This window comes from Dorea sp. AF24-7LB (assembly GCF_003478575.1).
In the GTDB taxonomy this organism is placed as follows: domain Bacteria; phylum Bacillota; class Clostridia; order Lachnospirales; family Lachnospiraceae; genus Dorea_D; species Dorea_D hominis.
In genome coordinates this window covers 118103-130748 of the sequence record NZ_QUFR01000006.1, presented here as the reverse complement: position 1 = coordinate 130748, position 12646 = coordinate 118103, and the positions used below count along the sequence as shown (strand labels likewise).

The window sequence follows — 12646 nt, the reverse complement described above, 5'->3', positions numbered from 1 at the left end:
GCTATGCAAAGGTAAGAAATATTACTCTGGAGGTTTTTATGACCTTTGGATAGTTGTATGAATGAGAGATATCCTTTATACTTATTGTAGATAATATACTAGGGGAGTAGAAGCAATCAACAGAAAGGAGACGCGTATGAAAAAGAAACATTGGAAACAACATGTAACTACAGTTATACTTTCTGCAACATTGTTCCTTGTATTGATATTCATGTCAGGAAAATTGGGGATGGTTGCATATGCATCAGACAAAATAAGTGGAGAAGTTGGAACATTAAAATGGTATTTGGAAGAACAAAAGGATGTAGTCGATGAAAAGGAACAGGTGGAGACTGCGCTTGTGATTTCCGGGAAAGGAGAGATTCCAGATTATAAAAATCCGGAAGACAGACCGTGGAATGGAATTGCGGATCAGATTGAGAAAGTGGAAATCAAATCAGTGAAAGGAAAGGATAATATAACAAAGATTGGAGCAAGAGCTTTTGAAAATTTGCCAAATTTAAGTCGGGTATGGATTCCATCATCTGTAAGAATAATTGAAAAATATGCATTTAAAAACTGCCCGAAACTGGATTTTGTAACCATCATGTCTTCTACGGGTGTGGATGAAGAAGCTTTTGATCCGGACGTAATACAGGATGTCATTTGCGATCATATGTATATGGGAAGAGTTTATGTTGCGGATGATATTGTAATGGCTACACTGAAAAAGGATGGAAAATGTAGTTATGAAATTTATTGCAGTGGTTGTGGAGATTACGTAGACAGTGCAGGAGATCAGAAAATTCCGTTTATAAAATCCATATATTTACAAAAGAAAAATTATGTGTATACCGGTAAAAAGATTACACCGGAAGTTATCGTAAAAGACAGAAAGAGAAAAGTACTTGAGAAAGACAGCGACTATAAATTAAAATATTCTGCAGGAAGACAGTATGTTGGTACTTATACGGTAAAAGTGAATGGATATAATAAGTACAGATTCACGAAGAAACTGTCCTTTATCATTAAGCCGCAAGGTACAAAGATTGTGAAAATATCTGCCGGAAAGAAAGCATTTACAGTGAAAGTGCAGAAACAAAGTATACAGACAACAGGGTATGAGATTGCATATAGCACAAATAAGAATTTCGCAAAAGGCACGGAGAAGAAACTGGTGATACCGAGTAATAAGACAACAAAAAAGAAAATTACCGGATTAAAAAAAGGCAGAAAATATTATGTGAAAGCCTGTACTTATAAAACAGTCAAAGGGAAAAAATATCATTCCAGATGGAGTGAAGTGAAAACTGTGAGAGTAAAATAACACTGCGAAATAATCAGCCGGGATCATAATAGCAGGGACTTTTCAAAAAAATATAACAGAAGAAAGGATTAACTATGATATACGCAAGTCACCTGATCGCAGATAATGAGATGCAAGAAATAATAGAACAGACAGGAATGGGCGTGGAGAGTATCGATTTTTCCATTGCAGATGTTCTGGAACACTGGGAAGAACATTTGCCGGAATATAAAGAGAGGCTTCACGTAATGGAAGCCGCACATCTTACGCTGCATGGTCCGTTTCTGGATCTGAATCCGGCGGCGTATGACAGCCAGATCCGTCAGGTGACAAGACTTCGCTTCGATCAGTCCTATGAAGCAGCAAGAGAACTGGGCGTAGAAAAGATCATATATCATAGTTGTTATTATCCACAGGTTTATTTTCTGGAAGGATGGGCAGAGCGTGTTGCAGAATTTATGAACCAGTTTCTGGAAGGACGTTCAGACATAGAAGTTGCATTGGAAAATGTATTAGATCCAAAATGGGAGTCGTTAAAAGCGGTTGCAGATCAGGTAGAGGCAGATAATTTTGGCTTGTGTCTGGATATCGGACATGCCAACTGCTATTCAGCCCAGCCGGTAGAAGAATGGGCGCAGGGATTAAATCCTTATCTTACGCACATTCATGTACATGATAATCATGGTGATAGAGATGCGCATCTTGCACTCGGAGACGGTAATCTGAAGTGGGAGAAAATTCAGGAGATATTTATGCAGGAAGAAAAAAGGCGCAGAGAAACCGGCTGTCAGAAAGAGCTGACATATACAATCGAATGTGCGAAGAAAGAGTGGATTTTGCAATCCTGGGAAAAACTCTCATGTATGTAAAAAGACTTATCGATTAAAAAAAAGGGAGATGCGAAAAAACTCAATCGAGTTTTTTCGCATCCCCTTTCGATTGACATAATTCAATAAAGACTTTGTGCCGTAGATATAAGTTTGCGGAAAACAGACCGTTTTCCCAGCTTCGCTTGAAGGCATTGTAGCACACCGGGTTTCATGTGGCAAGAACGAGGAAAAATAGAAATTCATATTTTTTGAGTAGAATATCAAATGTTCATATTTCCTTTCGAATGTTAAACTTTAGTCACATTAAAGATAAGTGCATGTAAAGAAAAGCACAAGAAGGAGATAAAGGGAATGGAGAACAACAACAGTAAAAGTAGTGTAGTTTACCAGGGTAAGATTCCTGGAAGAGTAAAATACTCCTTTGCGTTTGGGGCATTGGGTAAGGATTTGATTTATGGAATGATCGCAACATTTTCCATGATCTATTTTACAGATATTATTAAAGTAGCACCGGCATTCATCGGAACTATGTTTTTTGTAGCAAAGATCTGGGATGCGTTTAACGACCTGTTCATGGGAATGATCGTTGATAACACAAGAAGCCGTTTCGGTAAATTCGTACCGTGGCTTGTAATCGGAACTCTGATCAATGCATTCGTATTTGTGATCGTATTTACAGACTTCCATTTATCAGGTGTAAGCCTTTGCGTATTCGCATCCGTTATTTACGTTCTGTGGGGAATGACTTATACAATCATGGATATTCCATACTGGTCAGTTATTCCGAACCTGACTTCTGATCCGCAGGAACGTGAGAAAGTATCCGTATTACCACGTATTTTCGCAAGTATCGGTCAGTCACTGATCATCGCAGGATTTGGTGTACAGATCATCAAAGGCCTTGGTGGAGATTACACAGGATACCACAGATTTGCATTAATCATTGCAGCAACATTTATCTTTACAATGGCAGTATGTGTACTGAATCTTCCAAAGATCCAGCATGATGTCGATAAGAAAGATAAGATGAAATTCAAAGATATTTTCACAGTCATTAAGAAAAATGACCAGTTAAGATGGGCAGTTCTCCTGATCCTCTTATATAACGTAGCAATTCAGGCTATCATGGGAGTTGCAACATACTATTTCAGTTATGTATGTAACGATGCAGGAATGTTATCTGCATTTATGATCAGTGCATCTGTTGCCGAGGTAGTAGGTCTTCTGATCTTCCCGAAAGTTACAAAAATTTTATCCAGAAAGAAAGCATTCTTAATGGCATGTGTACTTCCGCCGATTGGATTAATTCTTCTGTTAGTTGTTGGCTTTGTATGCCCGACAAATATTCCACTGACTGCAATTGCAGGTGTGATCGTTAAGACAGGAACCGGTCTGGAACTTGGATGTGCAACTGTATTCCTTGCTGACGTCGTAGATTATGGCGAGTATGTGCTCGGAAACAGAAATGAAGGAGTTGTATTCTCTCTGCAGACATTGATCGTTAAGCTGACGGCTGCATTTACATCATTGGCAATTGGATTTGTTCTGGAGCTTACAGGATATGTTCCGAATGCTGTTCAGTCATTTGCGACACAGAATTCCATCCGTATTTTAATGTGTGTTGTACCGACTGTCGGAGTTATTCTTGCATATGTTGTATTTAAGAGTAAATACAAATTAAGTGATGAATTTATGAAAAAAGTCGTAGCAAAGATCACTGGTTCTGTGGTTGAAGAATAGATAAAATAATCATAGTGAACAAATAAGACAAGTCGATTTTAGAGGGATAAAATCGGCTTGTCTTGTGTTATAATATGGGGAAAAGCTATTGGTTATATAAGATGAATATGAGGAGTGTGACAATGAGGACATTTCAAATTATTTTAGCAGATGATGAACAGCAGATCCTTCATGGAATGGAACGAGGTATTGACTGGGAGGGACTTGGATTTTCAGTTGCGGGAACGGCACAGAACGGAAAAGAAGCGCTGGAACTCATGGAAGAATATCACCCGGATCTGGTGATCAGTGATATCAAGATGCCGTTTATGGATGGTCTGGAACTGGCGAAGAACATACATGAAAATTACATGAATACGAAGATCATTCTATTTTCCGGATGGGATGATTTTGAATATGCCCGCCTTGCAATTAGCTATGGTGTGTCGGAATATATTATGAAGCCGATCAACTATGATGAGATGCGAAAGCTTCTGACAGATATGCATGAAGAACTGGACAGGGAATACGATGAGAAAATAAACCGTGCCCGGCTGGAACATGCCTATGCAGAGAGTCTCCCACTTTTAAGGCAGCAGTTTTTCACCCGTCTTGTTACCGAGCCAATGGATGTAGAAGAGCGGGAACAACAGATCAAAAGTTTAAAGCTTGATTTTTCAGATTTTGTTTATTCAGTAGTAGCAGTCAAAGTGCAAAAAGGCGAGGAAAAGGATATCTTAAGTGAACTGTCGATCAAAGAGACATTAAAGGAAGCGCTGGAAAAGATTGCAAATGTGTATGAATTTGGTATGAGTGATAAAGAAATATTTATCCTTGGCAGTAACAAAAAACACGATATCGGGAAAATCACCCGGACGATCGACGAGACGGCTGTGCTGATCGAGCGTATTTTTGGCAGCAGGATTTCCTGTGGGATCAGTGGAAATGCGGAACGCTTGAAAGATATGCCGGTGTTATACGAACAGGCGGTGGGGGCGCTGGATTATAACCTCGTCCTTCCGGAAGAAAGTTATACTTATTACAATGATATTATGCCTCTGCAGGAAGTGGAAGATGACTGGAACACACAGGTAGAAATGATTGGAAAAAGCATTACACACTGTTCGGAAGAAGAACTGAAAAATCAGGTGGAAGAATTACTTGCATGGCTGCATAAGGGGCATTATAACCTGAATGAATATCAGATTGTCATTCTGGAGATATCCTTTTCATTTGCAAGATTTTATAAGAAATATCAAATCACATCCGATACAGAATTTGCCGGTTCCAAGAAGATGGCAGTGAAGATCCTTTCCTTAAGTACAGGAGAAGAACTGGATCACTGGCTGATGAATTACTGCCAGCTCATCCGTTCGCTGATCCAGAAAAAGCAGATAGATAATAATGTAATTCTGGCGGAAAATGCGAGAAAGATTGTAGAAGAGAATTTCCAGAATCCGGATCTTAGCGTAGAATCCGTATGCGACGAACTGCATGTCAGCACATCCTATTTTTCAAAAATATTCAAGCAGGAGACGGGCGGCACATTTTTGAATTATTTGATCAGCCGCAGAATGGAAGAAGCGAAGAAACTGCTTTTGCAGACGGATTATAAGAGCCATGCGATCGGTGCAATGGTAGGTTATCCGGAGCCGAATTATTTCAGCTATGTATTTAAGAAAAACTGCGGTATGTCACCGGTGAAGTACAGGAAACTGGAAGGAGCGGAACATGAAAAATAGAAAAATAAGCATCCGACTTGTATTTCCGGTTGTGATGTCGGCATCTATTGCAGTTTGTATTATTAGTTGCATGCTGTTATTTTCTTATTATTTTTCTACATATTTTCAGAAAGATGCGATTGAGAAAACAGGAAAACAAAAAAATGCACTGGCACAGAGCCTGGAAAAAGAAATTGACAACATGAATGATCTGACAAATTCTATATATTATCAGGAGATCAAGGAATATGATGTGAGTGGCAGATTGTTCAGCGAAGAAATGCAGCAGCGTATCAACCGGGAAACAGACACGATTTATGCGGCAGCATTGTATGATGCGAACGGCAGAGATTTATGGCATTCTGAGAATATGGAAAATATGCAGAAAGAAGAGATTCGCGAAACGACATGGTTCCGTCAGGCGAAAGAAAACATAGAGACGATAAATTATGGACAGAAGAAATTACTGCTGAATGGAGAGTCCTGCTATATTTACGAAATCAGCCGCTATGTAGAATATATCGATCATGGAAGTATGAAATCAGGAGTTCTTCTGCTGGATTATTATACGGATTCGATGGATTCTGTTTTGCAGCATTATAAAAATCAGAAGTCCGCATATTGTTATCTTTTAGATGCAGATAACCAATTATTATATCACCCATTTGAAAAACAGATTGTTTCCGGCCTTTATAAGGAGAAGACGATAAAGGAGGCACTTGCGAGTAAAAATTACAAAATATACAGGGCAGACGGAGAAAGATGGATGCTCATGCGGCAGCAGATCGGTTATACCGGCTGGAATGTTGTGCTTGTAAGTTCCATGTCCAGTCTGGATCTGGAAACCCAGAATCTCTATTCCGTGGCATGGTTTACACTTTTGCTCGTTGGTGTGATTCTGATCTTCTTTGATATTCTGCTTTTTCGCAGTTTTACAAATCCGGTTTACCGACTGCTTCGGACGATGCAGGAATTTGGAAAAGGAAATTATGAAGTAAAAGCAGAAGAAGAAGGAATCGGTGAGCTGAAAAATTTAAGTGCACATTTCAATATTATGGCAGATAAATTACAGAAGCAGATGGAAGAAATCCGTGAGAATGAAAGAGAGAAGCAGAAGATGGAGAAGAAGCTTCTGCAGTCCCAGATCAACCCGCATTTCTTATATAATACATTAGATTCGATCATCTGGATGATCCGCAGTGAAGAATATGAAGGTGCCGGCGAGATGGTTTCATTGCTTGCAAAATTTTTCCGGACTTCCTTAAGCCAGGGAAAAGATATGATCCCTCTGGAAAAGGAATTGGAGCATGCGACCAGCTATCTCGCAATCCAGAATATCCGCTTCAAGGATAAATTTGAATTTAAAGTAAAAGCAGATCCGGCGTTATTGAAATACCTTTGTCCGAAGTTATCGATACAGCCACTTCTGGAAAATGCAATCTATCACGGAATGGAAGGCATGTATGAAGACGGCGAGATTGAGATCCACATTTATGACAAGGACGGAAATATAGGAATAGATGTAGCAGACAATGGTCTTGGAATGACGCAGGAAAAAATAGATTATATTATGCACAATAAAGTGGTATCCAGCAAGCGTGGATCCGGAATCGGTGTGCGGAATGTAAATGAGCGGATCCAGCTGATCTATGGTGAGGAATATGGAATCACAATCACGAGTGAGCTGGACGAAGGAACAACTGCGACAATTACAATTCCGAAGATGGAGGAAACGGATGAGACAGAGTAGAAAAAAACATGCAGTTCTGATATTGCTGCTTCTGCTTATCGCACTGGTATCAACCGGGCTTATGACGAAGCACAGCAAAATAGAAAAAAGAAGCAGAATGACAGTTGTTTTTCCGAAAAATGAACCGGAAGATCTGTCGGCATTACAGGATGGAATCCGCGATTATGCATACGATCATCAGGTGAAATTAGATGTCTGGTACAAAGAACAGATGTCAGCAGAAGAACTGAAAAAGCTGATAAAAGAAGAAAAGAAAAATAATTCAAAAGGTGTCGTGCTTGTCTATCCGGAAAACTATCTGGAGAAACAAGCAGATGGCTATGTTTATAAGGATGTTCTTGCTGTGACAGATAGAATGCAAAAAGAATTTAAGTATTACGCTTCCTTTGCAGAGAGTAAAGAAAAAGCGTACCGGCTTCCGGTAAAGACATCGGTTCTGGAGCAGGTAAAAAACGGGAAGAAAAAGGAGATCCTGCTGGAAAATACATATAAACTCGGATACGAAAGCATGAAGATGAAAACGATCACTCTGAAGCCGGTAAAGCTTGACAGAGAGACGATGGAAAGCGGTAAATATGATGCATTATTTGCCGGATAAGGAGCAAAAATGAAATCAAAAATGGATAAATACAATCTGATACTAGTGGGACTTTTCATGTTCCTGGTCATTCTTACTATCCTATGGAAAATGCCGCAAAAGGAAGACCGGTACGTGCATGTAGGAATTGCAGCGTATGATCTGGATGATACTTTTATGGAGAGTTATATAAAGGATCTGCAGGATAAGATGGAACAGATGAAAATAGAAGGAAAGAAAGTTTCCTACGAGATTTACGATGCAAAAGGAAACAGCCGGAAGCAGGAAAAGCAGCTACAGCGCATGTATGCACAGAAGTATGATGTAATTCTTGTCAATCTGGTAGAGCCATCTTCTGCGGCAAGCATGATCAATGATGCGGAAGATGCGGACATTCCGGTCATATTATTTAACCGTGAAGCAGATGACAAGGATCTGAAAATTGTAAAAAAAGTCTGGTATGTAGGAACAGATGCAAAAGCAGCCGGAGCCATGCAGGGAGAAATGTTAAAGAAAATCTGGGAGGAACAGAAAGGAAAGATTGACCGGAACAAAAACGGGAAATTGGACTATGTGCTTGTAGAAGGAGAGGAAACACATTTTGATGCCATTCGCCGGACAAATGGATTTCTTGAGTCGAGCGAAGATATGCCTATGAATCAGAGAGCAAATCTGTCAGCGGACTGGAAGAGAGAGCTGGCGACAACAAAATTTGCAAAACTGGATAAAGAAATAATTAACAACGCGGAAGCCGTTATATGCAACAATGATGATATGGCACTGGGCGTCTACGATTATTATAAAAAACATCATTTGCAGATGCCGGTAATCCTTGGAATTAACAATAGCCCGGAAATGAATCGGAAGATCATGACAGGAGAGATCTACGGTACGGTTGACAACAAGATGGAAGACCAGGTTGGACATATTTATCAGCTGATGAAGGCGATTTTAAAAGAGGATACTAAAAAATATAAGAAAGTCTGGTACAGCACACCTCATGCAATCACGAGGACGAGCTGCAGAGAATAAAAGGCTTAAGATTATAAGCTGAAAGTAAGTATAAAAATAAGCATGAAAAAAGGACCATGCAGTCCGCAGGTCCTTTTTTAGTGACGGTACATTGCTGCGAGATATAAATAATTAGCACCATAGAAATCCATAACCTCGTGCAAGTAATTTTTAATTCTTTTCATCATATCGATTCACTCCTTTCTCTTGATTACATGGTCATTATAAGATGAAAATACAGATAATGCTTGCCAAATCGGACAAAAAAGTAGACAAATATTGCATTTCAAATATCAAAGTGATAACCTTGGATACAGAGTAAAGCAAAGCAGAAAATAAAAGAGGCGGACAAGAGATTATGCATTTACAATATAAAAATACAAAACAGAATATCCAGGCAGTGCAGAAGAGGGCACGTCACGTTGCGCCGCATCTTCACAATACGCTGGAGCTTGTTTATGTGACGGAAGGAACGCTGGAGCTGGGTGTCGGACAGGAGCTTTATCATCTGGAAACAGGAGACATGGGAATTATATTTCCGGATATCATCCACCATTATCAGGTATTTGGCGCAGATGCACATAAAATTTATCTTGTAAATATAGCGGCAGGAAGTATCGGATCCTTCGGTGAAGAGTTACAGAAATATGCACCTGTCATGCCAGTGATCAAAAGGAGCGAACTGGGAGAAGAGGTTATTCATGCGCTGTACCGTATGATGCTGACGCAGGAAAGGGAGTTCACGATTCTGCAAGCGTATTTACAGATCGTGCTTGCAAGATGTGTACCGCTTCTTGATCTGGATGAAAAATCCAAGGTTGGAAGTGATGATCTGATCTATCAGACAGTAGCATATATTTCCGGACATTTCAGGGAAAATATAACGTTGGATAAGATGGCACAGGATCTGTGCGTAAGTAAATATGCGATTTCCCGTGTGTTTTCGGGAACATTTCACAGCAATTTTAATCAGTATGTAAATGATGCGAGAATCCGCTATGCATGTTCGCGACTGGAAAATACCCGGGATTCAATCATAGAAATCTGCCTGGACAGCGGATTTGAAAGCCAGCGGACGTTTAACCGTGCATTCAAAGAGCGTTACCGGATGTCACCGAGCGAATATCGGAAAAAATGGAGAGAACATTCCGGTGTTATCAGTTTGTAAAAATGAAAAGAACATCCAGTTATTTTGTGTTTGTAAAAAGAGGACGTTATTATGGAAGATTCTTATGTATTGCAATTATTAAAACCCAAATTTAAAGATTTTCATTTAAGTTTTTGTGGCTATGCAGAATGTGAACCTCTGCATAGCTATGGACCGGCCTCCAGGCCTAATTATATATTACATTATGTAATGAAAGGGAAAGGCATCTATCAGGTGGGGGAAAACAAGTATCATCTGTCAGAAGGACAGGCATTTTTAATTGAACCGGAAAGTCTGACGTTTTATCAGGCAGACAAGGAAGAACCGTGGGCATATCTATGGGTCGGATTTGGAGGGACAGAAGCTTCCAGATTCGTGCGGGATTTGGGACTAAACGGGCGACAGCTGACCTGTGAATGTGAATATGGAGATGAATTAAAAGAAATCGTTTTTGAAATGCTTCGTCATACCCAGTCAACAGCAGAAAATCTGTATTATCTCCAGGGAAAGTTGTACCAGTTTTTTTCGGTGCTGGCACGAGGCATTGAGATTAAAGAATATGCAGATAATACAAAAGAAAGCATGCATGTACAGGAAGCGATTGATTATATTAAAAATTCTTATTCGCAAGGTATCACAGTTGCAGACATAGCAGAATATCTGGCATTAAACCGAAGTTATTTATATACAATTTTTATGAACAGCCTTGGAATTTCGCCAAAAGATTTTCTGACAGAATTTCGAATCTCAAGAGGAAAAGAACAGCTCGTACTTACGGAACAGTCGATTGAAGACATTGCAGTTTCCTGTGGGTATCGCAATTCGCTGGCATTTGGAAAAGTATTCAAACAGAAAATAGGAATGACACCAAGTGTATATCGGAACAGTAACCGTAAGAAGGCGAGAACAAGACTGATTTCTGCACAAAATGAATTGGAAGAATATCAAAAACATAAAACGATTTATGTAAAAGATATTGAGAAAAATAAAGAAAGTAATAGATAAAATGTTCTGAAAGACATCATATACCTAACATTTGGGATATTATTCTTAACAAAATGGTATAACGGATGTCTTTTTTTTCGCGTTATACTTGCATTATGGAAAAAAGGAACAAGTGCACAAGATTCCTCACTCAGATAACAAATAAATAAAGGAATATTAGAGGAGGAGAATTATGGCGACTCAAAAAGAAAATCAGAGAAATTCGCAGTATAAATACGCATCTACGAGAGAAAAATTATGTTTTGGTATTGGAGCTATTGGAAAAGATGCCATCTGTAATCTGGTAGGAGCATTTTTAATGCTTTATTTTACAGATACTTTGTATCTGGCACCGGCATTCGTCGGAGTACTGTTTTTTGTAGCAAGAATCTGGGATGCAATCAATGATCCGATGATGGGAATGATTGTAGATAATACACATACTCGGTTTGGTAAATTTAGAATCTGGCTGGTGATCGGAACTTTAGTGAATTCTGTTGTATTTGTTTTACTGTTCCATAGCTTTCATTTATCAGGAACTGCCTTGTATGTATATGTATCTGTAATGTATATTTTATACGGAATGACTTATACCATTATGGATGTTCCATATTGGTCATGGCTTCCAAACTTGACCAATGATCCGCATGAACGTGAAAAAGTATCTGTCATTCCGAGATTTTTTGCAAGTCTTGCAGGATTCTCAGTAGCAACATTTGGTCTATATATTATTAATCATCTGAATAAGCTTGCAGGAGAAAGTAATCTTTATGCAGAAAAAGGATACACTTTATTTGCTATTATTATCGCAGTCGTATTTATCATTACGATCGGTATTACGGTATTCAATGTAAAAGAAGAATCTACAGTTGGTGCATCAGCAGAAAAAACAAGTTTGAAACAGGCATTTCACGTAATTGTGAAAAATGATCAGCTGCTTGCTTTTATAGGTTTGCTTCTGACATTTAATCTTTGTACACAGATTGCAAAAAGTTTTGCTGTTTATTATTTCAAATGCGTTTGCCATGATGAATATTTGTATTCTATTTTTGGATTTGCGATCATCGCTAAAATGGCCGGACTTGTATTTTTCCCGAAAATCGCCAGCAAGATCAGCCGTGAAAAAGTGTATGCATTTGCATGTGGACTTCCGATTGCGGGTTTCATCCTTCTTGGAATAGCAGGATATGTTGCTCCGCAGAGCAAGGTATTGGTTGTAATCTGCTGTGCACTGCTGTTCTTTGGTTCAGGACTTTCACTTGGTGTAACAACTTGCTGTATGGCAGATGTAATTGATTATGGAGAAGTAAAATTCGGAGTACGTAATGAAAGTGTAACTTGTTCTGCACAGACATTTCTTATGAAGGCAGCAACAGCTGCTGCAGGTGGATTAACCGGAATCGGACTTCAGATTGTAGGATACAATGCAAAAGCAACAGCTCAAAGTGCAGAAACCGTATTAGGAATCCGCGTATTGATGATTATCATTCCGATTATTCTCGCAATTGTTAGTTTTGGTATTTACAAAAAATATTATATTTTAAAAGGTGAGAAGATGGAAGAAGTTACAAGAAAAGTAAACGAAATGCATGCCAGAAAGCAGGATGCATAATTTAAATGTA

At 39.0% G+C, this 12646-nt stretch carries 10 protein-coding genes; all 10 read left to right on the top strand.

Annotated features, from left to right (window positions below):
• The first annotated feature begins 136 nt into the window (after nucleotides 1–136).
• The 10 genes from DWY31_RS08155 to melB (DWY31_RS08110) all read left to right on the top strand — a co-directional run bounded on the left by DWY31_RS08155 (nucleotide 137) and on the right by melB (DWY31_RS08110) (nucleotide 12636).
• The gene (locus tag DWY31_RS08155; protein WP_021860066.1) at nucleotides 137–1306 is read left to right on the top strand and encodes a leucine-rich repeat protein; all 1170 of its coding nucleotides are present in this window, start codon (nucleotides 137–139) and stop codon (nucleotides 1304–1306) included.
• A gap of 74 nt (nucleotides 1307–1380) precedes the next feature.
• Nucleotides 1381–2154, top strand: coding sequence for a sugar phosphate isomerase/epimerase family protein (locus DWY31_RS08150; RefSeq protein WP_118519977.1), 774 nt, complete (start codon nucleotides 1381–1383; stop codon nucleotides 2152–2154).
• Between the two features lie 312 nt (nucleotides 2155–2466).
• A complete protein-coding gene (melB, locus tag DWY31_RS08145) occupies nucleotides 2467–3855 on the top strand; it encodes a melibiose:sodium transporter MelB (protein WP_021860068.1) in 1389 nt (462 codons plus the stop codon).
• 122 nt (nucleotides 3856–3977) lie between these two features.
• Nucleotides 3978–5576 (top strand): response regulator, encoded by a 1599-nt coding sequence (locus tag DWY31_RS08140; RefSeq protein WP_118519976.1) that lies wholly within the window; start codon nucleotides 3978–3980, stop codon nucleotides 5574–5576.
• Complete coding sequence (locus tag DWY31_RS08135) at nucleotides 5566–7305, top strand: cache domain-containing sensor histidine kinase (RefSeq protein ID WP_118519975.1); 1740 nt, start codon at nucleotides 5566–5568, stop codon at nucleotides 7303–7305. The genes DWY31_RS08140 and DWY31_RS08135 overlap by 11 nt, the downstream gene beginning before the upstream one ends.
• Entirely contained in the window at nucleotides 7292–7903 is a 612-nt protein-coding gene (locus tag DWY31_RS08130; RefSeq protein WP_117537059.1) for a hypothetical protein, read from the top strand. The genes DWY31_RS08135 and DWY31_RS08130 overlap by 14 nt, the downstream gene beginning before the upstream one ends.
• A 9-nt stretch (nucleotides 7904–7912) precedes the next feature.
• Nucleotides 7913–8914: a galactose ABC transporter substrate-binding protein gene (locus DWY31_RS08125; RefSeq protein WP_118519974.1), complete on the top strand. Its 1002-nt coding sequence runs from the start codon at nucleotides 7913–7915 to the stop codon at nucleotides 8912–8914.
• A gap of 337 nt (nucleotides 8915–9251) precedes the next feature.
• Nucleotides 9252–10061 carry a helix-turn-helix transcriptional regulator gene (locus DWY31_RS08120; protein WP_117537057.1) on the top strand — a complete coding sequence of 270 codons (810 nt, stop codon included), beginning with the start codon at nucleotides 9252–9254 and terminating at the stop codon, nucleotides 10059–10061.
• Between the two features lie 51 nt (nucleotides 10062–10112).
• On the top strand, nucleotides 10113–11045 hold the full coding sequence (locus DWY31_RS08115) for an AraC family transcriptional regulator (protein ID WP_021860075.1): 933 nt from the start codon (nucleotides 10113–10115) through the stop codon (nucleotides 11043–11045).
• A 172-nt stretch (nucleotides 11046–11217) separates the two neighbouring features.
• Complete coding sequence (gene melB, locus DWY31_RS08110; RefSeq protein WP_118519973.1) at nucleotides 11218–12636, top strand: melibiose:sodium transporter MelB; 1419 nt, start codon at nucleotides 11218–11220, stop codon at nucleotides 12634–12636.
• Nucleotides 12637–12646 lie beyond the last annotated feature (10 nt).

Coding starts and splice junctions, on each gene's coding strand:
- DWY31_RS08155 (WP_021860066.1), top strand. CDS start 137: ATGAAAAAGAAACATTGGAAACAACATGTAACTACAGTTATACTTTCT.
- DWY31_RS08135 (WP_118519975.1), top strand. CDS start 5,566: ATGAAAAATAGAAAAATAAGCATCCGACTTGTATTTCCGGTTGTGATG.
- melB (WP_021860068.1), top strand. CDS start 2,467: ATGGAGAACAACAACAGTAAAAGTAGTGTAGTTTACCAGGGTAAGATT.
- DWY31_RS08150 (WP_118519977.1), top strand. CDS start 1,381: ATGATATACGCAAGTCACCTGATCGCAGATAATGAGATGCAAGAAATA.
- DWY31_RS08125 (WP_118519974.1), top strand. CDS start 7,913: ATGAAATCAAAAATGGATAAATACAATCTGATACTAGTGGGACTTTTC.
- DWY31_RS08115 (WP_021860075.1), top strand. CDS start 10,113: ATGGAAGATTCTTATGTATTGCAATTATTAAAACCCAAATTTAAAGAT.
- melB (WP_118519973.1), top strand. CDS start 11,218: ATGGCGACTCAAAAAGAAAATCAGAGAAATTCGCAGTATAAATACGCA.
- DWY31_RS08140 (WP_118519976.1), top strand. CDS start 3,978: ATGAGGACATTTCAAATTATTTTAGCAGATGATGAACAGCAGATCCTT.
- DWY31_RS08130 (WP_117537059.1), top strand. CDS start 7,292: ATGAGACAGAGTAGAAAAAAACATGCAGTTCTGATATTGCTGCTTCTG.
- DWY31_RS08120 (WP_117537057.1), top strand. CDS start 9,252: ATGCATTTACAATATAAAAATACAAAACAGAATATCCAGGCAGTGCAG.